The organism is Citrobacter sp. Cb080 (genome assembly GCF_030334745.1).
GTDB lineage: Bacteria > Pseudomonadota > Gammaproteobacteria > Enterobacterales > Enterobacteriaceae > Citrobacter > Citrobacter braakii.
On sequence record NZ_JAOWDG010000077.1, the window covers coordinates 211,410 to 235,982 of the forward strand.

The 24,573-nt window shown below is 53.3% G+C and carries 24 protein-coding genes and 5 tRNA genes; 17 read left to right on the top strand and 12 right to left on the bottom strand.

Translation table 11 applies throughout. The features are described 5' to 3' along the window. Positions 1 to 3: 3 nt before the first annotated feature. The gene (norW, locus tag OGV38_RS16720) at positions 4 to 1,137 is read right to left on the bottom strand and encodes an NADH:flavorubredoxin reductase NorW (RefSeq protein WP_155574316.1); all 1,134 of its coding nucleotides are present in this window, start codon (positions 1,135 to 1,137) and stop codon (positions 4 to 6) included. Further along, complete coding sequence (gene norV, locus OGV38_RS16725; protein ID WP_016154175.1) at positions 1,134 to 2,582, bottom strand: anaerobic nitric oxide reductase flavorubredoxin; 1,449 nt, start codon at positions 2,580 to 2,582, stop codon at positions 1,134 to 1,136. Before norV ends, norW begins: the two co-directional genes overlap by 4 nt. Before the next feature lie 190 nt (positions 2,583 to 2,772). On the opposite strand from norV, the gene norR reads away from it, so the two are divergent. After that, on the top strand, positions 2,773 to 4,290 hold the full coding sequence (norR, locus tag OGV38_RS16730; RefSeq protein WP_153646964.1) for a nitric oxide reductase transcriptional regulator NorR: 1,518 nt from the start codon (positions 2,773 to 2,775) through the stop codon (positions 4,288 to 4,290). On the opposite strand, the gene gutQ is transcribed toward norR, so the two are convergent. The 7 genes from gutQ to srlA form a co-directional block, all read right to left on the bottom strand. Then, positions 4,287 to 5,252, bottom strand: a complete 966-nt coding sequence (gene gutQ, locus OGV38_RS16735) for an arabinose-5-phosphate isomerase GutQ (RefSeq protein WP_016157311.1) — start codon at positions 5,250 to 5,252, stop codon at positions 4,287 to 4,289. The two genes, norR and gutQ, sit on opposite strands and share 4 nt — an antisense overlap. Next, positions 5,245 to 6,018, bottom strand: a complete 774-nt coding sequence (srlR, locus tag OGV38_RS16740; RefSeq protein WP_286474094.1) for a glucitol operon DNA-binding transcriptional repressor SrlR — start codon at positions 6,016 to 6,018, stop codon at positions 5,245 to 5,247. Before srlR ends, gutQ begins: the two co-directional genes overlap by 8 nt. A gap of 70 nt (positions 6,019 to 6,088) precedes the next feature. Then, on the bottom strand, positions 6,089 to 6,448 hold the full coding sequence (gene gutM, locus OGV38_RS16745; RefSeq protein ID WP_286474097.1) for a transcriptional regulator GutM: 360 nt from the start codon (positions 6,446 to 6,448) through the stop codon (positions 6,089 to 6,091). 97 nt (positions 6,449 to 6,545) lie between these two features. Next, positions 6,546 to 7,325, bottom strand: a complete 780-nt coding sequence (gene srlD, locus OGV38_RS16750; RefSeq protein WP_003037345.1) for a sorbitol-6-phosphate dehydrogenase — start codon at positions 7,323 to 7,325, stop codon at positions 6,546 to 6,548. A gap of 17 nt (positions 7,326 to 7,342) precedes the next feature. Then, positions 7,343 to 7,705 carry a PTS glucitol/sorbitol transporter subunit IIA gene (gene srlB, locus OGV38_RS16755; protein WP_286474100.1) on the bottom strand — a complete coding sequence of 121 codons (363 nt, stop codon included), beginning with the start codon at positions 7,703 to 7,705 and terminating at the stop codon, positions 7,343 to 7,345. A 13-nt stretch (positions 7,706 to 7,718) separates the two neighbouring features. After that, positions 7,719 to 8,690: a PTS glucitol/sorbitol transporter subunit IIB gene (gene srlE, locus OGV38_RS16760; RefSeq protein WP_016157309.1), complete on the bottom strand. Its 972-nt coding sequence runs from the start codon at positions 8,688 to 8,690 to the stop codon at positions 7,719 to 7,721. After that, a complete protein-coding gene (gene srlA, locus OGV38_RS16765; protein ID WP_016154169.1) occupies positions 8,687 to 9,250 on the bottom strand; it encodes a PTS glucitol/sorbitol transporter subunit IIC in 564 nt (187 codons plus the stop codon). The genes srlE and srlA overlap by 4 nt, the downstream gene beginning before the upstream one ends. 264 nt (positions 9,251 to 9,514) lie before the next feature. Here srlA and mltB point away from each other — a divergent pair, with 264 nt between their 5' ends. The 6 genes from mltB to csrA all read left to right on the top strand — a co-directional run bounded on the left by mltB (position 9,515) and on the right by csrA (position 16,190). Then, positions 9,515 to 10,594, top strand: coding sequence for a lytic murein transglycosylase B (gene mltB / locus OGV38_RS16770; protein WP_032947148.1), 1,080 nt, complete (start codon positions 9,515 to 9,517; stop codon positions 10,592 to 10,594). 191 nt (positions 10,595 to 10,785) lie between these two features. Beyond that, on the top strand, positions 10,786 to 11,283 hold the full coding sequence (gene pncC, locus OGV38_RS16775; protein WP_016154167.1) for a nicotinamide-nucleotide amidase: 498 nt from the start codon (positions 10,786 to 10,788) through the stop codon (positions 11,281 to 11,283). A gap of 92 nt (positions 11,284 to 11,375) precedes the next feature. Beyond that, positions 11,376 to 12,440, top strand: coding sequence for a recombinase RecA (gene recA, locus OGV38_RS16780; RefSeq protein ID WP_016154166.1), 1,065 nt, complete (start codon positions 11,376 to 11,378; stop codon positions 12,438 to 12,440). A gap of 69 nt (positions 12,441 to 12,509) precedes the next feature. Beyond that, positions 12,510 to 13,010 (top strand): recombination regulator RecX, encoded by a 501-nt coding sequence (gene recX / locus OGV38_RS16785; RefSeq protein ID WP_016154165.1) that lies wholly within the window; start codon positions 12,510 to 12,512, stop codon positions 13,008 to 13,010. A gap of 128 nt (positions 13,011 to 13,138) precedes the next feature. Further along, the gene (gene alaS / locus OGV38_RS16790; protein ID WP_075847546.1) at positions 13,139 to 15,766 is read left to right on the top strand and encodes an alanine--tRNA ligase; all 2,628 of its coding nucleotides are present in this window, start codon (positions 13,139 to 13,141) and stop codon (positions 15,764 to 15,766) included. A 238-nt stretch (positions 15,767 to 16,004) separates the two neighbouring features. Next, entirely contained in the window at positions 16,005 to 16,190 is a 186-nt protein-coding gene (gene csrA, locus OGV38_RS16795) for a carbon storage regulator CsrA (RefSeq protein ID WP_000906486.1), read from the top strand. A 44-nt stretch (positions 16,191 to 16,234) separates the two neighbouring features. Here the strand turns inward: csrA and OGV38_RS16800 are convergent, their stop codons facing one another. After that, positions 16,235 to 16,372, bottom strand: a complete 138-nt coding sequence (locus OGV38_RS16800; protein WP_286474105.1) for a hypothetical protein — start codon at positions 16,370 to 16,372, stop codon at positions 16,235 to 16,237. Between the two features lie 159 nt (positions 16,373 to 16,531). Between OGV38_RS16800 and OGV38_RS16805 the strand changes: the two genes are divergently transcribed. The 10 genes from OGV38_RS16805 (at position 16,532) to OGV38_RS16850 (ending at position 21,441) form a co-directional block, all read left to right on the top strand. Then, positions 16,532 to 16,624 (top strand) — tRNA-Ser (locus OGV38_RS16805). A 3-nt stretch (positions 16,625 to 16,627) separates the two neighbouring features. Next, positions 16,628 to 16,704, top strand: a tRNA-Arg gene (locus OGV38_RS16810). Positions 16,705 to 16,796: 92 nt separating this feature from the next. Then, a tRNA-Arg gene (locus tag OGV38_RS16815) sits at positions 16,797 to 16,873 on the top strand. Positions 16,874 to 17,065: 192 nt separating this feature from the next. Then, positions 17,066 to 17,142 (top strand) — tRNA-Arg (locus OGV38_RS16820). Between the two features lie 193 nt (positions 17,143 to 17,335). Beyond that, a tRNA-Arg gene (locus OGV38_RS16825) sits at positions 17,336 to 17,412 on the top strand. Between the two features lie 250 nt (positions 17,413 to 17,662). Next, positions 17,663 to 18,229 (top strand): fructose-1-phosphate/6-phosphogluconate phosphatase, encoded by a 567-nt coding sequence (yqaB, locus tag OGV38_RS16830; RefSeq protein ID WP_047358813.1) that lies wholly within the window; start codon positions 17,663 to 17,665, stop codon positions 18,227 to 18,229. After that, a complete protein-coding gene (locus OGV38_RS16835; protein WP_047358814.1) occupies positions 18,226 to 18,654 on the top strand; it encodes a YqaA family protein in 429 nt (142 codons plus the stop codon). The genes yqaB and OGV38_RS16835 overlap by 4 nt, the downstream gene beginning before the upstream one ends. A 77-nt stretch (positions 18,655 to 18,731) precedes the next feature. Next, complete coding sequence (gshA, locus tag OGV38_RS16840) at positions 18,732 to 20,288, top strand: glutamate--cysteine ligase (RefSeq protein ID WP_217124863.1); 1,557 nt, start codon at positions 18,732 to 18,734, stop codon at positions 20,286 to 20,288. A 149-nt stretch (positions 20,289 to 20,437) separates the two neighbouring features. Then, on the top strand, positions 20,438 to 20,953 hold the full coding sequence (gene luxS, locus OGV38_RS16845; RefSeq protein ID WP_016154160.1) for an S-ribosylhomocysteine lyase: 516 nt from the start codon (positions 20,438 to 20,440) through the stop codon (positions 20,951 to 20,953). A 188-nt stretch (positions 20,954 to 21,141) separates the two neighbouring features. Beyond that, on the top strand, positions 21,142 to 21,441 hold the full coding sequence (locus OGV38_RS16850) for a hypothetical protein (RefSeq protein WP_191212343.1): 300 nt from the start codon (positions 21,142 to 21,144) through the stop codon (positions 21,439 to 21,441). A gap of 359 nt (positions 21,442 to 21,800) precedes the next feature. Here OGV38_RS16850 and emrB read toward each other — a convergent pair whose 3' ends face one another. Both emrB and emrA read right to left on the bottom strand, forming a co-directional pair. Beyond that, positions 21,801 to 23,339: a multidrug efflux MFS transporter permease subunit EmrB gene (emrB, locus tag OGV38_RS16855; RefSeq protein ID WP_269517905.1), complete on the bottom strand. Its 1,539-nt coding sequence runs from the start codon at positions 23,337 to 23,339 to the stop codon at positions 21,801 to 21,803. 16 nt (positions 23,340 to 23,355) lie between these two features. Beyond that, positions 23,356 to 24,528, bottom strand: coding sequence for a multidrug efflux MFS transporter periplasmic adaptor subunit EmrA (emrA, locus tag OGV38_RS16860; RefSeq protein ID WP_016154158.1), 1,173 nt, complete (start codon positions 24,526 to 24,528; stop codon positions 23,356 to 23,358). Between the last annotated feature and the right edge of the window lie 45 nt (positions 24,529 to 24,573).

Below are 24,573 nucleotides of genomic sequence, written 5' to 3' on the forward strand. Positions count from 1 at the left end.
TACTTAAACGGGCAGCGTTTTCAGCAGCGCAAAGGCCTCTTTCATGCGGTCTTCGCTGACGACAAAGGCACATAGCTGGCCTGCGTCGTTCATCCCTCTGGCCACCATCCCTTGCGCTTCGGCGGCAATATGCCAGTTCAGATCGCGGCGCTGGGTATCCCCAGCCAGATGCAAGGGTAATTCCGGCGTTTTGACTTTTACCAGCATGGCAGGCAACTTCAATGGTGCATTGCCGCCGAGCAGGTTTTTCGCCAGATACATGGCGCTCAGCTGAATCGGTTGCAGGAACGGGAGTACCTGACCGTTAATTTCTGCACAGTCGCCGAGGGCATAAATGTCCGGGTGGCTGGTTTGCAGGTAGCTGTCGACGCAGACGCCACGATTGATGTTCAATCCGGCGCGACGCGCCAGCGCGGTTTCAGGGCGCAGACCCGTAGCGGCGATCACCGCATCGACTACTACGCTGCGGCTACGATCGAGCGTGGCGCGAATCCCCGACTCTGTTTTCTCCAGCCCCTGAAGCTGCGATTTCAGCAGCAGGTGTACGCCCATATCGGTCAGACGATGCTGTAAGCGACTGCTTACTTCTGGCGGCATCAGCGAAGCCAGAATGCTGGCGGCGTTGTCGATAAGCGTCACCGCTTTACCAGCACGACAAAAATCCATCGCCAGTTCGCTGCCAATCAAGCCGCCGCCGACAATCAGCACCCGTTGGGCGTCACGCAGTTGTGTTTCACAGGCGCGATACTCTTGTTGGCTGTTCAATGTGAGCATTAACTCACGTCCGGTAATCGGCGGTACGAAGGCAGATGCTCCTGTAGCCAGCACCAGTTTGTCGTATGGCCACTGTTGCTCCTGGCTTTTCACTACGTGAGCATCGGCATCGATGTCGGTTACCCAGGTGTGCGGGAACAGGCGCAAATTAAACTGTTCGGCAAACTCCCCCGCCGACTGGCGGGTGAGGTCGTCTGCACGTTGCGACTGACTGATAACATGGCTGAGATCAGGCTTGTTGTACTCATCCATACTGTCCGCAGCAATCAGGGTCAGCGGGACATTTGCATCCTGCTTACGGATATTTTTGACTAACTGGCGGGCGGCGAAGCCCGAACCAATAATGACAATTCCGCGGCTCATTTTGCCTCCGTTGCCAGTACGTCAAAGACGTCTTTACCTAATGAACATTCCGGGCACAGGAAGTTATCCGGCACGTCGCTCCACGGTGTTCCCGGCGCGACATCCTGCAGCGGTTCACCTTTTGCCGGGTCGTAAATCCACTGGCATACGCTGCACTGCATGCTTGGACCAAGATCAGCGGCAGCCGCAGCGGCACAGGCGCACTCTTCCTCTTTGGTTGCCGTTTTGACGATTGTTTCCGGCAGCGGAGCAAGCGCCCACTGACGTGCGATTTCACGGCCATGCTGGCGACACAGTTCCAGCGCGTCCAGATCCGGACGCCATTTCGCTTTCAGACTCAGCGACATCTCGAAACCGGCATCCTGCAAGCGTGTGGACAAACGGTCTACCGCACCGCCGCTCCAGCCGTGTGAACCAAAGGCGCTGGCGCGTTTGTTACGAAAACGCAGGCCGGTCATCTCTTCTACCAGACCGGCGATTTTTGGCATCATTACGTTATTCATCGTTGAAGTACCAACCAGCACGCCTTTAGAGCGGAAGACGTTAGTCAGGACTTCGTTTTTGTCGCTACGGGCGACGTTAAAGATTTTCACCGCCACGTTCGGGTCAACTTCGTTGATGCCCTGGGCAATGGCGTCCGCCATCATGCGGGTGTTGTTGGACATGGTGTCGTAGAAAATGGTGATACGGTCTTCCTGATAGTCAGCCGCCCATTTCAGATACATTTCAACGATTTGTGTCGGGTTGTCGCGCCATACCACGCCGTGGGAAGTGGCAATCATATCCACCGGCAGGTTGAAGCCGAGAATCTCAGTGATTTTCGGTGTAACCAGACGGCTGAACGGCGTCAGGATGTTGGCGTAGTAACGCTGGCACTGTTCGAACAGTTCGGTCTGGTCAACTTCGTCGTTAAACAGACGTTCATCACAGTAGTGCTGGCCGAAGGCGTCGTTACTGAACAGCACCGCATCGCCGGTCATGTAGGTCATCATGCTGTCAGGCCAGTGCAGCATCGGCGTTTCAACGAAGATCAGCTGCTTACCGTTGCCAATGTCCAGCGAGTCGCCGGTTTTCACCACGTTGAAGTTCCACTCCGGGTGGTGGTGGTGTCCGTTGATAGAGTCAATAGCGTTGGCTGTGCAGTAAATTGGGGTGTCAGGGATGCAGGACATCAGCTCAGTCAGCGCACCGGCATGGTCCTCTTCCGCGTGGTTAATGATGATGTAGTCGATATCTGCCAGGTCAATTTCACTGCGCAGGTTCTGCACGAATTCACGGCTAAACTTGTGGTCTACTGTATCGATCAGGACATTTTTTTCTTCACGGATGAGATAGCTGTTGTAGCTGCTACCGCGCAGCGTTTTATATTCAGTCCCGTGGAAATCACGAACTTCCCAGTCACGTTGGCCAACCCAATGAATGTTATTTTTAACCAGAATAGACATAGCAACCTCAGTAATTAATTCAGCGTTTTTCTAAAAAAGATGTTTTGCTTATTGCAGGTTGCGTGCCAACTTTTTATTTGTTGATTTTAAAGGGTTTGTTTTTTAATGCCTATAAGGTGGTAGTCAAAATGACTATTCATTTTATTGTCAATATGACAATATGAATTGTCAAAATGACAATGAGGTCGTCATGAGTTTTTCCGTAGACGTGCTGGCGGGTATCGCCATTGAATTACAAAGCGGTATTGGACATCAGGACCGTTTTCAACGCCTGATAACCACCTTGCGTCAGGTGCTGGAGTGCGACGCGTCGGCATTGCTGCGCTATGAGTCGCGACAGTTTATTCCGCTGGCGATCGATGGGCTGGCGCAGGACGTTCTCGGCAGGCGCTTTACCCTGGAAGGGCATCCTCGTCTGGAGGCGATTGCCCGCGCCGGGGACGTGGTTCGTTTCCCAGCTGACAGCGATTTGCCAGACCCTTACGATGGGCTGATTCCGGGCCAGGAGAGCCTGAAGGTACACGCCTGCATTGGCTTACCGCTGTTCGCCGGTCAAAATCTGATTGGCGCGTTAACGCTGGATTGCATGGAGCCCGATCAATTCGATGTTTTCAGCGATGAAGAACTTAGGCTGATTGCCGCGCTGGCGGCGGGCGCGCTGAGCAATGCGCTGCTGATTGAACAACTGGAAAGCCAGAATATGTTGCCGGGCCCGTCGACGGCCTTCGAGCAGGTGACTGAAACCCAAATGATTGGCCTGTCGCCCAATATGCTGCAGTTGAAAAAAGAGATTGAGATTGTGGCGGGATCCGATCTCAACGTACTGATTAGCGGCGAAACGGGGACCGGGAAGGAGCTGGTAGCTAAGGCTATCCATGAAGGTTCGCCGCGCGCGGTGAATCCGCTGGTGTATCTGAACTGCGCGGCGTTGCCGGAAACCGTAGCGGAAAGTGAGCTGTTTGGTCACGTAAAAGGCGCCTTTACCGGGGCTATCAGCAATCGTAGCGGTAAGTTTGAAATGGCTGACAATGGGACGCTGTTTCTCGATGAGATTGGCGAACTCTCGCTGGCGTTACAGGCTAAGTTGCTACGTGTGTTGCAGTACGGCGATATTCAGCGTGTGGGTGACGATCGCAGCCTGCGCGTGGATGTTCGGGTGCTGGCGGCAACGAACCGTGATTTACGGGAAGAGGTGCTGGCCGGGAATTTCCGTGCGGATTTGTTCCACCGTCTGAGCGTCTTTCCCCTTTCCGTACCGCCCCTTCGTGAACGCGGCGAAGATGTGGTGCTGCTGGCCGGTTATTTTTGCGAACAATGTCGGCTGCGGCTGGGACTTTCCCGCGTGGTGTTAAGTCCCGGCGCACGTAGCCATCTGTTGAATTATGGCTGGCCCGGGAACGTGCGCGAGCTGGAACATGCTATTCACCGGGCGGTTGTTCTGGCAAGGGCCACCAGGGCAGGGGATGAAGTGGTGCTTGAGGCGCAGCATTTTGCCCTGCAGGATGAAAACCCGGCTCCCCAGGCGGAGGTTGTTGCGGAGATCCCGCAGCATCGCAACCTGCGTGAGGCAACGGAGTCATTCCAGCGGGAGATGATCCGCCGGGCGTTGGCGCAAAATAATCACAGTTGGGCGGCAAGTGCGCGGGCGCTGGAAACAGACGTCGCCAACCTGCACCGGCTGGCGAAACGTCTGGGGCTGAAGGATTAGATAATACCTGCCTGATAGAAATCCTGCAGGTTGATAGCACCGGTGAGTTTACCGTTTTCATCAACCACCGGTGCGGCAGTGATTTTGCGCTTCATCAGGATCTCTTTGGCGTCAATGGCGCGGCTCTGGGCCTGCAGCGTAATGCCATTATGGGTCATTGCTTCGCTAACCTGAGTGGTGAGCGCTCCGCCGCCAACCAGCCAGCGGCGCAGGTCACCGTCGGTAAAGACGCCTTTCACCAGCGACTCGTCGTCGCAGACTGCCACCAGGCCAAGACCCGTACGGCTTAGTTCCAGCATCGCGTCCATGACGCTGGTGGTGAGCGTCACCTGCGGAATGGCATCGTCACGGCGCATCAGATGATGCACTTTATTTAACAGACGAGCGCCCAGCGCACCCGCCGGATGCGAGCGGGCAAAATCTTCTTCGTTAAAGCCGCGCGCCTGCATCACGGCGATTGCCAACGCGTCGCCCATCATCAGAGTGTTCACGGTACTAGAAGTCGGTGCCAGGCGCATCGGACAGGCTTCGCGCTCAACGGAAATATCCAGCACGGCTTTGGCTGCCAGACCCAGCGGTGAGGTCGGTTTTCCGGTCATTGCCAGCAGAGCGACGGACTTGTCTTCCAGGCGCGGAATGATGAGATCCAGTTCTTTTGCGCCGCCGGAGTAGGAAATAAACAGCATGACATCACGGCTTTCAATCATCCCTAAGTCGCCGTGCAGCGCTTCAGCCGGATGCACAAAAAAGGCGGGCGTGCCGGTACTGGCGAGGGTCGCGGCTATTTTTTTGCCAATATGGCCTGATTTGCCAATCCCGGAGACAATCACTTTGCCTTCGCAGTGGATGATAGTATTGGCGGCGCGGACAAAATCATCGCCCAGTCGTTCAGGCAGTCGGCTGGCTTCCTGTAGCTCCAGCATTAACGTCTGACGGCCCGCATTCAGTAGTGCATCACTCATTGGTTTCTCCGGTTATGATCACTTCAATCCCTTTTGCTTCCAGCGCCTGACGAAACGCTGGGTCGATACCCGCATCGGTAATCAGCTTGTCGACGCTTTCCAGACTGCACACAACATTGGGGCTTTTGCGCCCAAATTTTGACGAGTCAGCCATCAGAATCACTTCGCGAGCGGCATTGTACATCGCTTTACTGACGCTAAACACCTCATTAAAGGTGGTCACGCCGGCATTGAGGTCAATGCCGTCGGTGCCCATGAAGAGTTTATCAAAGCTGAACTGCTCAAAGGCGTTTTCTGCCAGCTGACCGTGAAATGACGCAGATTTTTTGCGAAAGGTCCCGCCGGGCATCAGGATAGTTTGCTCGTTGTCCAGCTCTGAAAGGGCGTTAACAATGTGCAGACTGTTGGTCATGACGGTGATGTTGCTAAAGCGGGTGAGCATCGGCACCATCTGCAATACGGTGCTGCCCGCATCCAGAATAATCGAGTCGCCATCGTGAATAAAACGGACGGCGGCTTCGGCAATCTGCTCTTTTTTATGCGTATTGATTAGCGTTTTGTGATCGATTGGCGGGTCGGATTCGTCTTTATTTAATACCACGCCGCCATAGGTACGAATGACGGTTCCGGCATTCTCCAGAATGACCAGGTCTTTGCGAATGGTCGTGCCGGTTGTGTCAAAGTAGTGGGCCAGTTCTTCAACCGAGCATTTTCCCTGCTTTTGCAGATGCTCCAATATGGCTGCCTGTCGCTGACGAGGTTTCATAGGCGTGATTACCCTGACTTATTAGGTTGCAAAATGATAATTTCGCAAGCTATTAGCATTCACAACGAAATTACCCATGTTTCAGTTTAAGCGCCAATGATGGTGCATTCTGCGCTAACGGATCATGGGGAAAGATCACATCAGGCTGTAAATCATCAAGATGTTTGCCCATTATCGTGGCAATTTTACCGGGCCTGGCAAATACAGTAAGACCTTTCATAAATAACGAATCGGTAACCCGCTGCTGCTCATCCAGCGCGATGGCGACCACCACGCGGGGTTTAAACCGTCCACCGGAACGACCTACGCCAACCCGACCCCGCTGGCAGAGTTGATCAAACGCCCGGTTAAAGCGGGATATTTGCCAGCCACCGAGCGCCAGTTGCAGGCACCAGGCGATAGCGGCGACGGTAATCAGTGCGGAAACCATAATGTGCTCCTTTGATTTTGCCGGATGGCGGCTGTGCCTTATCCGACCAGGTGTGTGTAGGCCCGGTAAGCGCAGCGCCACCGGGCAATCATGTTTCTTAGAACATCACCTGACCACCGGTCACGTTAATGGACTGACCGGTGCAGTAAGAGGCTTTCGGGCTGGCGTAAAACAGCAGCATGTTCAGCACGTCCTGATAATCGCAGCCGCGCTTAAGCGGAACCTTATCAATGTAGTACTGCTCGACTTCGTCTGGCTTAAGGCCAAGCTTGGTCGCATATTGCGGTAATAATGACTGGAACATCGGTGATTTCAGCAGATTGCCGAGCATCAGTGAATGCACGGTGATCCCGTACTCTGCCAGATCCAGCGCCAGCGACTGGGTTAAACCTACGCCGCCAAATTTTGCCGCGCTATAGCCTGAGTTGTGTTTACTGCCCACTTTCCCTGATTTGGAGTTGATCTGGATAATGCGTCCCTGGACGCCATCGCGGATCATCAGGCGTGAAAATTCACGTGCGCAGAGGAAGTAGCCGACCAGATTCACCTGCAGCGAGCGGTCGAAATCCCCAAGCTGAAAGTCGCTGATAAACGCGGCTTTTGCGATACCCGCGCTGTAAACCAGCAGATCGACGCGGCCAAATATTTCATCCACTCCGCGCGACAGCGCCAGCACACTCTGTTCGCTGGTGGCATCAGCGCCAAAACCGTAGGCGGTGCCTTCGCCAAACTCGGCGTTAATTTCCTGCGCGACGTTGGCGGCTTTATCGCTTTGGATATCCACCACCGCGACACGGTACCCTTCTGTCGCAAGCCCACGGCAAAGGAATGCCCCCAGGGTCTGGCCTCCACCAATGACAACGGCAACCTGATTCATCTTTATCTCCTTCAATCTTAAGCAATAAACTTCAAAATACAGCCCGGTGCGATACCGTCCGGTACGGGGTCCGCAACGTGTACGGTGCCGGGAAATTCCGCTTCACTCAGTCCGTCAAAACGCAGAGTGATATGCCCCAGTTCACGTAAGTTTTGTTCCGCCACGCTGCCAACGGCTGTGACCGGGTAGTGATGCTGGCCTAGCTCAAATTGGATCCCTGCCTGCAAAGAGCCGTTCAGCTCCCCATGGCAATGGATGAAGCAAAATTCTTCGATATCCGCAGGCGCGCCTTCACGAAAGGTAATTAGCATCTGGTCGCAGAGTGCATCCGGGGCGCTCTGGCCGATGCGGGTGATGGTTGTTTCATAAATCACGGTCATTTTTGAGTGCCTCTTATTGGTAAATAAAGCCGGAAACAAACCAGGCGATGAGAACGGTCGGTGCGCCGGTCAGAAAACGACTCACCAGTACGGATGGCACACCGACGCGGACCGTGTCCTGGCGCGCTTCGGCTAGCGACAATCCGACTGGAATAAAGTCGCATGCCGCCTGAGCGTTAATGGCGAACAAGGCAGGTAGCGCCAGATGCGGAGGAATGTTCCCCAAACCAATCTGTACGCCGATCAGGACGCCGATAACCTGGGCGATGACCGCACCAGGGCCGAGGAAAGGGGACAGCAGCGGGAAAGAGCAGATCAGCGCCAGGGTTACCAGCCCCAGCGGATGGCTGGCCAGCGGTGCGAGTCCATGGGCAATCCAGTCCCCCAGGCCAGACGCCATAATGATGCCGATCAGCGCCGAGACGAACGCCATAAACGGCAGAATGGTTTTCAGGACGGTATCGATAGTGTCTCGCCCAGCCTGAAACAGAACCGCAACGGCTGAACCCATTCCCATGCCGACTTTTGCCAGCAGACCGTCGCTTTGTTCGGTAATTTTCTTGCTGGTGTCGTACTCGCGACCCATCGTGCTGTTTGCTGGCGTTGGCGCAGCGGATGCTTCACCGACGACGGTAATGTTTTCTTCTTTCACGCCAGAGACATAGATATCTTCGATAATATATTGGGCCAGCGGACCGGATTTACCCGTCGCGTGAATATTCACTGTTGGTATACGGCGTTTTGGATAGATCCCGCAGCGCAGCGTGCCGCCGCAGTCGATGATCGCCACGCCAATTTCGTTCTCTGGCGGCTCGCCTTCTTTGAAGCCATCAACGGCCTGCCAACCTGTCAGGCTGGCTATCCTGTCGACTATTGCGGGGCGAGTCCCTGCGGTGATATAGACAATTTTCTTGCCTGGCACGGCATCCAGTTCAAGCGGGCCGCCCCAGCCGCCGGTGCCTTTTTCAATACGAATACGCGTCATGATGCTGCTCCCGCCAGATGTACTTTCTGCTCAAGTTGAATGCCCATTTTTTTCTCAAAGATGGTGGTGGTGAAATCGGTCACCCAGCCGCGGAAGAAGTTAGTCACCAGGCCGACCAGCAAATAGCTCACCGCCAGCGGGCCGAGCGGAAGACCCAGCGTGGTCAGACCGCTGGCGATCCCCAGATAGACGAACAGCTCACCGGGGTTGATATGGGGAAATAAGCCGTTCATTGAATGGCAGCTGTAAGAGGCGGCTGCGTAGTAGCTGGGCTTGAACTTTTCCGGCATAAAGCGGCCCAGGCTCAGCGTCATAGGATTACAAAACACAAATGTGCCGATGCACGGCAGCAGTAGATAGCGGGACAGCGGGTTTCCGGCGCAGCGCTGGGCAAAACGTTCAATACGTTGCTGACCGATAAAATTAATCAGCGCATTCATGATGACCAGCAGACTGATCAGCAGAGGCAGAATACCGGTCACCATGCCGGTAAACACCTCTCCGCCTTTCTGGAACAATCCGATAAACCACTCAGCACCGAGTGTGATGGTGTCGATCATTATTCTCTCCTGTAGGGGTTTTAGTTATCTTGCCAAACGGTAACTAATTTTAATCAGATCGAAAGATTTAAAATTGTTATTTTGATCGCAAAATGAAAGATAAATATTTTAATTTGAAAGATTGTGCGTGAGAACGCGCAAATGTGCCGGTCAGGAGTGCAAGAGGGGGGAAATTCTGTGAAGGAGAGCGACTACTGCTTCCTTGTGTGGCGGAGGATGCTTTACCATACTTCTCCCAGGCTGAATTTGTTTAATGGATGTCTCATGTTCAAGCGTCGTTATGTAGCGTTACTTCCCCTTTTCGTATTGCTTGCTGCTTGTAGCAGCAAACCTAAACCTTCAGAGACTCAAACGACTACGGGTACGCCATCCGGCGGCTTCCTGCTTGAGCCACAGCACAATGTCATGCAAACGGGCGGCGATTTTGCCAATAATCCGAACGCGCAGCAGTTCATCGAGAAAATGGTGAACAAGCACGGCTTTGACCGCCAGCAGTTGCAGGAGATCCTGTCGCAGGCCAAGCGTCTGGACTCGGTATTGCGTTTGATGGACCGCCAGGCGCCGACGACTCAACCGCCAGCCGGACCTAACGGTGCATGGCTGCGGTATCGTAAACAGTTCATCACTCCGGATAACGTACAAAACGGTGTGGCCTTCTGGAACCAATATGAAGATGCGCTGAACCGTGCATGGCAGGTCTACGGCGTACCGCCGGAAATTATCGTTGGCATTATTGGCGTAGAGACTCGCTGGGGCCGTGTGATGGGTAAAACGCGGATTCTGGATGCGCTGGCGACGTTGTCGTTTAACTATCCTCGTCGTGCGGAATATTTCTCTGGTGAACTGGAAACCTTTCTGCTGATGGCGCGAGATGAAAGCGACGATCCGCTCGATTTGAAAGGTTCTTTCGCAGGGGCGATGGGCTACGGCCAATTTATGCCATCTTCCTATAAACAATATGCCGTTGATTTCAATGGCGATGGTCACATTAACCTGTGGGATCCGGTTGATGCTATCGGTAGCGTGGCGAACTATTTCAAAGGCCACGGCTGGGTGAAAGGCGATACGGTCGCGGTTCCGGCGAATGGCCAGGCGCCTGGGCTGGCGAACGGCTTTAAAACCCAGTACAGCATTTCTCAGCTTGCCGCCGCAGGCCTGACGCCGCAGCAGTCTCTGGGTAATCATCAGCAGGCCAGCCTGCTGCGACTGGATATCGGTACCGGTTATCAGTATTGGTATGGACTGCCAAACTTCTACACCATCACCCGCTATAACCACAGTACCCACTATGCAATGGCCGTGTGGCAATTGGGTCAGGCGGTCGCGCTGGCGCGCGTGCAGTAATCATTTGTTATCGGTCTACAGGGGCAATTCCTTGTAGACCGAATACGCTATCCTGGTGCGTTATCCGGTACTCTTTTGAATGCGGTTTATCTATTTTCTGAATGCCCCTCGTAAAATTGTCTCCTCATCCCCATCTTGGTTATGAAAGTGCTATCTTGTCCGGCATATTTTTTTAACTGACAGAGGCTGAAATGACCGACAGTGAACTGATGCAGTTAAGCGAGCAGGTTGGCCTGGCGTTGAAAGCGCGCGGGGCAACCGTGACGACGGCGGAATCCTGCACCGGCGGCTGGGTAGCCAAAGCAATTACGGATATTGCCGGCAGCTCCGCCTGGTTTGAGCGCGGGTTTGTGACCTACAGCAATGAAGCCAAAGCGCAGATGATTGGCGTGCGCGAAGAGACGCTGGTCCAGCATGGGGCGGTGAGCGAACCTGTGGTGGTGGAGATGGCGATTGGCGCGCTAAAAGCGGCCCGCGCGCATTTCGCTGTTTCGATTAGCGGTATTGCGGGGCCAGATGGCGGCAGTGAAGAAAAGCCCGTGGGGACGGTATGGTTCGCTTTTGCCAGCGCGAGCGGCGAGGGGATTACTCGCCGGGAATGCTTCAGCGGCGATCGCGATGCGGTGCGTCGACAGGCGACCGCCTACGCGTTACAAACCCTGTGGCAACAATTTCTACAAAATACTTGATACTGTATGAGCATACAGTATAATTGCCCCAACAGAACATTATCTATCACGTTTCGCGGTTTAACCCGAAAGCGGCATGACAGGAGTAATTAATGGCTATCGACGAAAACAAACAGAAAGCGTTGGCGGCAGCGCTGGGTCAGATCGAAAAGCAATTCGGTAAAGGCTCCATCATGCGCCTGGGTGAAGACCGTTCCATGGATGTGGAAACCATCTCCACCGGTTCGCTTTCTCTGGATATCGCATTGGGCGCGGGCGGTTTGCCAATGGGCCGTATCGTTGAAATCTACGGGCCTGAATCTTCCGGTAAAACGACGCTGACCCTGCAGGTTATTGCTGCCGCACAGCGCGAAGGTAAAACCTGTGCGTTCATCGATGCGGAACACGCACTGGATCCCGTCTATGCGCGCAAGCTTGGCGTTGATATCGACAACCTGCTGTGCTCTCAGCCGGATACCGGTGAACAAGCGCTGGAAATCTGTGATGCGCTGGCGCGTTCCGGTGCGGTTGACGTTATCGTTGTCGACTCCGTTGCCGCATTGACGCCGAAGGCAGAAATCGAAGGCGAGATTGGTGACTCTCACATGGGCCTTGCGGCACGTATGATGAGCCAGGCCATGCGTAAGCTGGCCGGTAACCTGAAGCAGTCCAACACGCTACTGATTTTCATCAACCAGATCCGTATGAAGATTGGTGTTATGTTCGGTAACCCGGAAACCACCACCGGTGGTAACGCCCTGAAATTCTATGCTTCTGTTCGCCTGGATATCCGTCGTATTGGCGCGGTGAAAGAAGGCGACAACGTGGTTGGTAGCGAAACCCGTGTTAAGGTCGTGAAAAACAAAATTGCCGCGCCGTTCAAACAGGCTGAATTCCAGATTCTTTACGGTGAAGGTATCAACTTCTACGGCGAACTGGTCGATTTGGGCGTGAAAGAGAAGCTGATTGAAAAAGCCGGTGCATGGTACAGCTACAACGGTGAGAAAATTGGTCAGGGTAAAGCGAATGCCACTAACTGGCTGAAGGAAAACCCGGCAACGGCGAAGGAAATTGAGAAGAAAGTACGCGAGTTACTGCTCAATAACCCGGATTCAAAACCAGACTTCTCTGTTGATGACAGCGGTGAAGATGTAAAAGAAACGAACGAAGATTTCTGATAATCTGACGTTATCGCACATAGAAGGGCTGCATACGATGCAGCCCTTTTCCATTTCTGAAGGCTCACTATGACAGAAGCAACTTCCCGCCGCTCCGCTTATTCCCGACTTCTTGACCGCGCTGTACGTATACTGGCGATGCGCGATCACAGCGAGCAGGAACTGCGGCGTAAGCTGGCCGCTCCGGTGATGGGAAAAAATGGACCGGAAGACATTGATGCAACGCCGGAGGATTACGACAAGGTCATCGCCTGGTGTATTGAAAGTCGTTATCTGGATGATGACCGCTTTGTTCAGCAGTTTATCTCCAGCCGTAGCCGTAAAGGTTATGGACCCGCGCGTGTGCGTCAGGAATTAAACCAAAAAGGGATTTCGCGGGAAGCCGTTGAACGAGCCATGCGCGAGTGTGAAATTGACTGGGCAGCACTTGCGCGCGCACAGGCCATTCGTAAATACGGAGAACCTTTACCTGTAGATTTTTCAGATAAGGTAAAGGTCCAGCGCTTTTTGCTCTACCGTGGCTATCTGATGGAAGATATTCAGGCAATATGGCGAAATTTTGACGATTGAGCGCATACGGGATTTTACTTCCCAGTAAAGAAAACTTATCTTATTCCCACTTTTCGATTGCCAGAGGCGCAGTTTACGTGCCGATGCTGGTAATGACATTTCGTTAGCTTGATTTCTTCAGGATAATTATGAGCAAGAGCACCGCTGAGATCCGTCAGGCGTTTCTCGATTTTTTCCATAGTAAAGGACATCAGGTAGTTGCCAGCAGCTCCCTGGTACCGAACAATGACCCTACTTTGTTGTTTACCAACGCCGGGATGAACCAGTTCAAGGATGTGTTCCTTGGCCTCGACAAGCGTAATTATTCCCGCGCAACCACCTCGCAGCGTTGCGTGCGTGCGGGCGGTAAGCACAACGACCTGGAAAACGTCGGTTACACTGCACGTCACCATACTTTCTTCGAAATGCTGGGCAACTTCAGCTTCGGCGATTATTTCAAACATGATGCTATTCAATACGCATGGGAACTGCTGACCGGTGAAAACTGGTTTGCCCTGCCAAAAGAGCGTCTGTGGGTCACCGTCTATGAAACTGACGATGAAGCCTATGAAATCTGGGAAAAAGAAGTTGGCATTCCGCGCGAACGTATCATCCGTATCGGTGATAACAAAGGCGCGGCTTATGCTTCCGACAACTTCTGGCAGATGGGTGATACCGGCCCTTGCGGTCCGTGCACCGAAATTTTCTACGACCACGGCGACCACATTTGGGGTGGCCCTCCGGGAAGCGCAGAAGAAGATGGCGATCGCTACATTGAGATCTGGAACATCGTCTTCATGCAGTTCAACCGTCAGGCTGACGGCACCATGGAACCGCTGCCGAAGCCGTCCGTGGATACTGGTATGGGCCTTGAGCGTATTGCGGCCGTGCTGCAACACGTTAACTCCAATTATGAAATCGACCTGTTCCGTTCACTGATTGAGTCCGTGGCGAAAGTCACCGGCGCGACCGATCTGAGCAACAAGTCGCTGCGCGTTATCGCTGACCATATCCGCTCCTGTGCATTCCTGATTGCCGATGGCGTTGTCCCGTCGAATGAAAACCGTGGTTATGTGCTGCGTCGTATCATTCGTCGCGCGGTACGTCATGGCAACATGCTGGGCGCGAAGGATACCTTCTTCTACAAGCTGGTTGGTCCGCTGGTGGACGTCATGGGCTCCGCAGGTGAAGAACTGAAGCGTCAGCAGGCTATGGTTGAGCAGGTTCTGAAAACCGAAGAAGAGCAGTTTGCGCGTACACTGGAGCGTGGTCTGGCGCTGCTGGATGAAGAACTGGCAAAACTGTCCGGTGATACACTGGATGGCGAAACCGCATTCCGTCTGTATGACACCTACGGTTTCCCGGTTGACCTGACGGCGGACGTTTGCCGCGAGCGCAACATTAAGGTTGACGAAGCGGGCTTTGAAGCTGCAATGGAAGAACAGCGCCGTCGCGCACGTGAAGCCAGCGGCTTTGGCGCAGACTACAATGCGATGATTCGTGTTGATGGCGCCTCTGAATTTAAAGGCTACGAACACCTGGAACTTAACGGCAAAGTGACCGCGCTGTTTGTTGATGGTAAAGCGGTAGACGCAATTAACGCAGGTCAGGACGCAGTTGTCGTACTGGATCAGACTCCGTTCTATGCGGAATCTGGTGGTCAGGTTGGCGACAAGGGTGAACTGAAAGGCGCAGGCTTCGCGTTTGCCGTGAGCGACACGCAGAAATATGGCCAGGCCATTGGTCACATCGGTAAGCTGTCTGCGGGTTCTCTGAAAATTGGCGATGCAGTACAGGCTGATGTTGATGAAACTCGTCGTGCGCGCATTCGCTTGAACCACTCCGCAACGCACCTGATGCACGCGGCGCTGCGCCAGGTACTGGGCACGCATGTGGCACAGAAAGGCTCGTTGGTTAACGATAAAGTGCTGCGCTTCGACTTCTCTCATACTGAAGCTATGAAGCCTGCTGAAATCCGTGCCGTTGAAGATCTGGTGAATGCGCAAATTCGTCGCAATCTGCCGATTGAAACGAACATCATGGATCTCGAAGCGGCGAAAGCCAAAGGCGCAATGGCGCTGTTTGGCGAGAAATATGACGACCACGTGCGTGTTCTGAGCATGGGTGATTTCTCTACCGAACTGTGTGGTGGTACTCATGCCAGCCGTACGGGTGATATCGGTCTGTTCCGTATTGTGTCTGAGTCAGGCACTGCGGCGGGCGTTCGTCGTATCGAAGCTGTGACCGGTGAAGGCGCTATCCAAACCGTGCATGCTGAGAGCGATCGCTTAAGCGATATTGCGCAGCTGCTGAAAGGCGATAGCCAGAATATTGGTGACAAAGTTCGTTCCGTGCTGGAGCGTACGCGTCAACTCGAAAAAGAATTGCAGCAATTGAAGGAACAGGCTGCGGCGCAGGAGAGTGCAAATCTCTCCAGCAAAGCGGTTGATATCAATGGCGTGAAGCTGCTGGTCAGCGAACTCGCGGACGTTGAGCCGAAAATGTTGCGTACCATGGTTGATGATCTGAAAAATCAACTGGGGTCTACCATTATCGTTCTGGCAACGGTAGTGGAAGGTAAGGTTTCTCTGATTGCGGGTGTGTCTAAGGACGTGACAGATCGCGTGAAAGCAGGGGAGCTGGTTGGAATGGTCGCTCAGCAGGTAGGCGGTAAGGGTGGTGGTCGTCCGGACATGGCGCAAGCCGGTGGTACGGATGCTGCGGCTCTGCCAGCAGCGTTAGCCAGTGTGAAAGGCTGGGTCAGCGCAAAACTGTAATAATTATAAGCGTAAGTCGACGCTGCGGACTTCAATCCGTAGCGTTTGTATCAACGCTATCGACAACGATAAAGTCAGGTTGAAGTTGTGTATATCGGCTAAACTTAGGTTTAACAGAATGTGATGCCGTGACTGCTTACACTTAGGTGTTTGTCATCGCTTACTTTTTGGCGTTATATGATGGATAATGCCGGGATACAGAGAGACCCGACTCTTTTAATCTTTCAAGGAGCAAAGAATGCTGATTCTGACTCGTCGAGTTGGTGAGACCCTCATGATAGGCGATGAGGTCACCGTGACAGTTTTAGGGGTGAAGGGCAACCAGGTGCGTATTGGCGTAAACGCCCCGAAAGAAGTTTCTGTCCATCGTGAAGAGATCTACCAGCGTATCCAGGCTGAAAAATCCCAGCAGTCCAGTTACTAAGGTTTTCGCGTCTCACCTTTCTGGTGAGGCGCAACCTGATTGAATTATCCCTTTTCTTCTCTTCTCTTTTCTTCTTCGTCTTCCTCATTTTTTCGATTCTCATCCGCGCATTGCCTTTCCCTGCGATTTTTCCGTTTGTTCATTGCCTCAGGAAATTGCCAATTTATCTGTTGATAAAACACTCTTTTTGCCGTTTTTGCAGACTAATTGCGCGTGAAATGTGCAAACGATAAAAGCGCTGGAAAAATTGTTTGACTTATAAGTCCCAGAAAGTAATATGTGCGCCACGCAGCGACGATGAGCAGAAACAAGTTCTTCGAAGCACTCGCAAGAGGCGTGTTGGTGAGGTGGCCGAGAGGCTGAAGGCGCTCCCCTGCTAAGGGAGTATGCGGTCAAAAGCTGCATCCGGGGTTCGAATCCCCGCCTCACCGCCATTTGCATCCGTAGCTCAGCTGGATAGAGTACTCGGCTACGAACCGAGCGGTCGGAGGTTCGAATCCTCCCGGATGCACCATCTTCTCTGCAATAGCGCATTAGCGATTGTTACAGAAAATCGATATCACTTTAGCAGCGATATCAAATCTGCAGTAAGTAAGTTTCCCTGATGCATCCGTAGCTCAGCTGGATAGAGTACTCGGCTACGAACCGAGCGGTCGGAGGTTCGAATCCTCCCGGATGCACCATCTTCTCCGAGATAACAGCAACACTGTTGTTTCATGGTCTGCGAGATAATCGTGAGCTCCAGGGAGGATAACGTTGCTTCAGCAACGGCCCACAGGGCGAGGCGCAGCCGAGTAATCCTCCCGGATGCACCATCTCTTACTTGATATCGCTCATTACGATATCAATATCGGCAGTAAAGCAAGTTTCCCGATGCATCCGTAGCTCAGCTGGATAGAGTACTCGGCTACGAACCGAGCGGTCGGAGGTTCGAATCCTCCCGGATGCACCATCTTCTCCGAGATAACAGTAAAACTGTTGTTTCATGGTCTGCGAGATAATCGCGAGCACCAGGGAGGATAACGTTGCTTCAGCAACGGCCCGCAGGGGCGAGGCGCAGCCGAGTAATCCTCCCGGATGCACCATCTTACTTGATAGCGCTTTAGCAGCGACATCAAGTCTGCAGTAAAGCAAGTTTCCCTGATGCATCCGTAGCTCAGCTGGATAGAGTACTCGGCTACGAACCGAGCGGTCGGAGGTTCGAATCCTCCCGGATGCACCATCTTCTCCGAGATAACAGCAATACTGTTGTTTCATGGTCTGCGAGATAATCGCGAGCACCAGGGAGGATAACGTTGCTTCAGCAACGACCCGCAGGGCGAGGCGCAGCCGAGTAATCCTCCCGGATGCACCATCTTCTCTCCTTTGAATCATTTCCACATACTCCCGGAACACCCCTTAATTCGCTGTCAGCGACAAAATCAATCAATTACGATAAAATAACGTCTGGTCATTCGGCTTGTGAGAAGACGATGTACGAACGTTATGCGGGTTTGATTTTTGATATGGATGGCACCATCCTGGATACCGAGCCAACGCACCGTAAGGCGTGGCATGAGGTATTGGGGCATTATGGGTTACGTTTTGATGAACAAGCCATGGTCGCCCTCAATGGCTCCCCAACGTGGCGTATTGCCCAGTCGGTAATTGAATTGAATCATGCCGATCTTGACCCTCATGCATTGGCGCGTGAAAAAACCGACAAGGTGAGAAGCATGCTGCTGGATAGCGTCCAGCCTTTGCCATTGGTTGATGTCGTGAAAGCCTGGCATGGTCGTCGTCCTATGTCGGTAGGTACGGGGAGTGAAAGCGCGATTGCGGAAGCTCTGCTCGCACACCTTGGGCTGCGTCGCTATTTTGATGCTGTAGTCGCAGCCGATCACGTACAACACCATAAACCTGCTCCTGATACGTTTTTGCTCTGTGCCGAACGTATGGGTGTTTCTCCGGCGCGCTGTGTCGTATTTGAAGATGCCGATTTTGGGCTGCAGGCGGCGCGTGCCGCAGGAATGGATGCGGTGGATGTCCGGTTATTGTGAGTGATGGACTATCGCTCCTGTCACTGTTTGCCAGCAGTTTTCTCAGCGCTACGCTATTACCCGGCAATTCTGAAGTTGTTTTAGTTGCTTTGCTGGTCTCTGGGGTAAGTCATCCCTGGGTCTTAGTCTTAACAGCAACAATGGGTAATAGCCTTGGAGGGTTAACTAACGTTATCCTTGGGCGTTTCTTTCCATTGCGTAAAACATCGCGCTGGCAAGAAAAAGCCACTGGCTGGCTGCGGCGCTATGGCGCTGTCACACTATTATTAAGCTGGATGCCGGTTGTGGGTGATTTACTGTGCCTGTTAGCTGGATGGATGCGCATCTCGTGGGGTCCAGTACTTTTTTTCTTATGCCTTGGCAAGGCGCTGCGCTATATAGTTGTCGCAGCGGTTACGACGCAAGGCATTATGTGGTGGCACTAATTGTGTTGTGAGATAGCCTTCAGGGTAACCAATACCATTATGCTAATTAAAACGATTTTGACAGGCGGGAGGTCAATTTGATCCCGGACGTATCACAGGCGCTGGCCTGGCTGGAAAACCATCCTCAGGCGTTAAAGGGGATTCAACGTGGGCTGGAGCGCGAAACGCTGCGCGTTAATGCAGATGGGTCATTAGCAACGACAGGCCATCCTGAGGTGTTAGGCTCAGCGCTAACGCATAAATGGATAACCACTGACTTTGCCGAAGCGCTGCTGGAGTTTATTACGCCTCCAGGCGACGACATTGAGAAAATGCTCACGTTCATGCGCGACCTGCATCGGTATACCGCCAGGAACCTGGGCGACGAGCGTATGTGGCCGTTGAGCATGCCTTGCTATATTGCCGAAGGTCAGGATATCGAACTGGCGCAGTACGGTACGTCGAATACTGGTCGTCTGAAAACGCTGTACCGTGAAGGCCTCAAAAACCGTTACGGCGCGCTGATGCAGACTATCTCCGGCGTACACTACAATTTCTCATTGCCAATGGCTTTCTGGCAGGCGAAATGTGGCGTAACGGACGGCGAAGATGCTAAAGAGAAGATCTCCGCGGGTTACTTCCGTCTGATCCGCAACTACTACCGTTTTGGTTGGGTGATCCCGTATCTGTTTGGCGCCTCTCCGGCCATTTGTTCCTCTTTCCTGCAAGGAAAACCGACAACCCTGCCGTTTGAAAAAACCGACTGTGGGATGTATTACCTGCCGTATGCGACGTCGCTGCGCCTGAGTGATTTGGGCTATACCAATAAGTCGCAAAGCAATCTCGGAATTACGTTTAACGATTTGCATGAGTATGTGGCAGGATTAAAGCGCGCGATTAAAACCCCTTCCGAGGAGTACGCGGCGATCGGCCTGGAGAAGGACGGTAAGCGTCTGCAAATCAACAGCAACGTTCTGCAGATTGAAAATGAGCTGTATGCGCCTATTCGCCCGAAACGCGTCACTCATCGTGGCGAAACGCCTTCTGACGCGCTTCTGCGTGGCGGTATTGAGTACATCGAAGTTCGCTCACTGGATATCAACCCGTTCTCACCGATCGGCGTGGACGAGCAGCAGGTGCGCTTCCTCGATCTGTTTATGGTCTGGTGTGCGCTGGCCGATGCCCCGGAAATGAGCAGCGATGAATTGCTGTGTACGCGTAAAAACTGGAATCGGGTGATTCTCGAAGGTCGTAAGCCTGGACTGACGTTAGGTATTGGCTGTGAAACAGCCCAGTTCCCGTTGCCTAAGGTAGGGAAAGATCTGTTCCGTGATCTGAAACGCGTGGCACAAACGCTGGACAGCATCGATGGGGGAGAGGAGTATCAAAAGGTCTGTGATGAACTGGTTGCCTGTTTTGACAACCCAGAACTGACTTTCTCTGCCCGCATCCTACGGTCTATGATTGATGAAGGCATTGGCGGCACGGGTAAAGCGCTGGGTGAGGCTTACCGAAATCTGCTGCGTGAAGAGCCGTTAGAAATATTGCAGGAAGCGGAATTTATTGCTGAAACCGAGGCTTCAAAGCGTCGTCAGCAGGAGATCGAAGCGGCTGATACTGAGCCGTTTAGCGTGTGGCTGGAAAAGCACGCTTGATACAAAAGAAAAAGGCCACTCGGGAGTGGCCAAAATTTCATCTCTGAAAACAGGGATGATGATAACAAATGCGCGTCTTTCATATACTCAGACTCGCCCCGGAACAAAGAGTTCAGATTATTTTCAAAAAATTTATCGGAGGTGGCTAAATGCCGTTGTTAGATAGTTTTACTGTCGATCACACCCGGATGGAAGCTCCCGCGGTCCGGGTTGCAAAAACGATGAACACCCCGCATGGCGACGCAATCACCGTGTTTGATCTGCGTTTCTGCATTCCGAACAAAGAAGTGATGCCTGAGAAAGGTATCCACACGCTGGAACACCTGTTTGCAGGTTTTATGCGTAACCACCTCAACGGCAACGGCGTGGAGATTATCGATATCTCTCCGATGGGATGCCGCACTGGCTTTTACATGAGCCTGATTGGTACGCCAGACGAGCAGCGTGTTGCCGACGCGTGGAAAGCGGCGATGGCGGACGTGCTGAAAGTGCAGGATCAAAACCAGATCCCGGAGCTGAACGTTTACCAGTGTGGTACGTATCAGATGCACTCTCTTAGCGAAGCACAGGATATCGCACGTCATATTCTGGAGCATGATGTACGCGTTAACAGCAATGAAGAGCTGGCGCTGCCGAAAGAGAAACTGCAGGAACTGCATATTTAGTCATACTGATTAGTTGTTCCAGCATTTAAATTAACCCCGGCTTATAACCGGGGTTTTTTATTGCCCCTCCCCCTAAACCACCTCCCTGGTAGGTAATGCCAGTCAGTTAAGCATTATGGAGAACATGTGATTTCGGCTCAGGGTTCCGTTCACCTCAGTGGCATCACTTTTCTGAAGCGCAGATACCCGTGAACGTGCAAAGGAGGCTCACCGCCGCCTCCCTTGCAACCCAGGCTCCCGGCGGGAAAATCGTCGCTGCGCGATTCATTCGTCTTATGCCGTCTGCCTGTCGGGCCGGGGCCGGGCCTGCGTCCCTGCAGGCCGTCCCCTCTGCCCGCATCCCTGCGGGCAAACCCGGTCAGCCGTCAACGCCTCATCGATTTTCAGCCGGAACGGGGTCATCGCTGCAACGCACTGACTTCCAGTTAACTCTGTTTTGCTGTTCAGATAAAAAACGCAGGTGGTCAGGTGTGGGCTGGTCCGGCTGAAAATTGCCGACGTGTTTCCGTAAGGCCGGGAGAACCCGCAGGGATGCGGGTTCAGGGCGCGTTTTGCAGGGACGCTTCCTCGCGCCCGCCCCGGTAGCCTGAAGGAATAAGCGGAGGGTATTGCGTAGCAACAATTTTCCCGTCGGGAGCCGGGATTGTTAAGGGTACGGCGATAGTACCCTTAACACGTTCACAGGTTGTATTGCCTCAGAGAAGTGACAAACATAAGGTGAACGTAGCAATATACCGGAGGCAACAGATTCATTACCTCTGTATGTGCCACTCATCCTCGTTAACTAACAAGCATTACCCCTAGGGGACAATAAAAAAGGGATCCGCAGATCCCTTTTATCAGATATTTAGTGCGCGCCACCGCCGCTGCCGCCCGCACCGAAGGGTGGCTTGGCAAACCACACCAGGCCAAGCAAGACCAGAAAGATCCCAGCCGACATCCAGAAGATTTCGTTGGCGGAAATAATCAGCCCCTGATTGGTGATCTGCTGGGCTATCCAGCCTGACGCCTGCTGGTGCGTCATCCCTAAATCCTGCAGCTTATCGTACATTGCCTGCGCATTTGGATTGTAAGGATTAACGGATTCCGTTAACTGTGCATGGTGAAGTGACTCGCGGTTAGTCCACATCGTCGTCGTAATTGATGTGCCAATAGAGCCGGCCAGCGTTCGCGTAAAGTTCGACAAACTTGATGCCGCGGCCAGACGCTCAGGCGGTAAGCCGGACAGCGTGATAGTCGTCAGCGGCATAAAGAAGCAGGCTACCGCGAAACCCTGAATAAACTGTGGCCAGGCCGATGCGCCAAAGTCCATACCCGGTTCGAACGTCCACGCACGCCAGTAGAAACAGACAGCGTACATAATAAAACTGAACGTAACTAACCGACGCATATCAAGCTTGTGCGCGAAGCGGCCGATAATCGGCGATAAGATCACCGGAATCACCCCAACCGGCGCTGACGCCAGACCGGCCCAGGTTGCCGTATAGCCGTATACCTCCTGCAATAGCTGCGGCAGCAGGACGATTGCGCCGAAGTAGAGCATATAGGCCAGACTGATACACAGACAGCCGATGGTAAAGTTGCGCGACTTAAACAGTGAGAGGTCGACAATGGGGTGCTCGTCGGTAAGCTCCCAGACGATCAGGAAGCTGATGGCGACAACGGCGACCACCGTCAGGATGATAATCTCCTGAGAGGCGAACCAGTCCAGCTCTTTGCCGCGGTCGAGCATAATCTGCAAACTGCCGATACCAATGACCAGCAGGGCCAGACCAATGGCATCGATGCGCCGCTGCTCGGTTTTGGTTTCCCGACCGCGCAGGGTTTGCAGAGTCATCAATACCACCGCAGCACCGATTGGCACGTTGATGAAAAATATCCAGCCCCAGTGATAGTTGTCGCTGATATAGCCCCCAAGAATAGGGCCGCATATCGGGGCAACAATCACCGTCATCGACCATAGCGCCAGAGCGATGGAACGTTTGGCGGGAGGATAGTTATTCAGCAACAAGCTTTGTGACAGCGGAATTAATGGACCGGCGACAATCCCCTGGATTACGCGGAAGAAAATCAGCATGTTCAGGCTGGTGGACATCCCGCATGCCCATGACGCAATGACGAAGGCGATAGTTGACCACATGAATAGCCTTACTTCGCCAAAACGCTTTGCCAGCCAGCCGGTGATCGGAATCGAGATAGCGTTCGCCACCCCGAATGAGGTGATCACCCAGGTTCCCTGGCTCAGTGAAGAGCCGAGGTTCCCGGCGATAGTGGGGATCGCCACGTTAGCAATGGTGGAGTCCAGCACCTGCATGAATGTCGCCAGGGACAGCGCGATCGTCATAATGACGAGCTGCGCGCCTTCCAGCGGTTTTTGCTGTTGCATCACACGCACCTTTGAATTAGCCCGCGTTGGCCTGCACGATCTCTTCGATCATCTTATTGACCGGAGCAAGGTTGATTTCCCGTGCATTACTTTCTGATACCGGCGTGGTGCGAACCTGGCTTGCCAGAATTTGTCCGTCACGATTTGAGGTATCTACCGTAACCAGCGTAGATAAACCGATACGCAGCGGATGCTGCGCCAGCTGCTGTGCATCCAGTTCAATACGCACCGGCAGACGCTGGACGACTTTGATCCAGTTACCCGTCGCATTTTGTGCTGGCAGCAGGGAAAAGGCGCTGCCCGTACCCATATCCAGGCCGACAACCTTACCGGTATATTTCACGTCATCGCCGTAAATATCGCTGATCACGGTCGCTGGTTGACCGATACGCATGTGCGCGAGCTGTGTTTCTTTGAAGTTGGCATCCACCCACAGGTTAGTGGCTGGAACGACCGCCATCAGCGGCGTGGTCGGGCTAATTTGCGCTCCCGGCTGCACGGAACGACGGGAAACATAGCCAGTCATTGGGCTGACGATTCGGGTTCGTTCCAGCGCCAGCCAGGCATTGCGCACTTCAGTGGCAGCCTGTTGCACGGCGGGCTGGTCTTCCAGCTTACTGCCGAGAATCATCGCCTGGTTGGCATTATATTGTTGGATAGCCACATCAAGCTGAGCCTGAGCGCTGGCGACGGCATCACGCGCATGTTGCAGCTCTTCGCGGCCAATCAGGTTGGCGTTGCCCAGCGGGACTCGGCGATTAAAGTCGCTTTGTGCCTGCGCCAGCGCGGTTCTCTGCACTTCAATGCTTGCCTGTAACTGCTTGCTATTGATCATCAACTGGTGCGTCTGACGCACGCTGGAAGCCAGCGCAGTTTTGGCTTTTTCAAATGCCTGCTTTGCGTCCGTCTGGTCGAGGGTGACCAGCACATCGCCTTGTTTTACAAAGTCAGTGTTATCAGCCCAGACTTTCGTCACGCTGCCTGATACCTGCGCCATGATTTGAACCTGGTTCCCTGCCACGTACGCATCGTCTGTCTCTTCGACATGACGCAGTACTAAAAACCAATAAATCCCATATGCCACGGCAATAATAATAAAGAGCAAGGTCAGAAGGAGCAGCATACTTTTACGTTTGCCATTCTTCTTGACCGGTTGCTGCGGGGTTTGAGTCTCCGCATTTACGCTCATGTTGTTCTCCACGATCTTCTTTTTTTTTCACATCGGCTGAGCCGA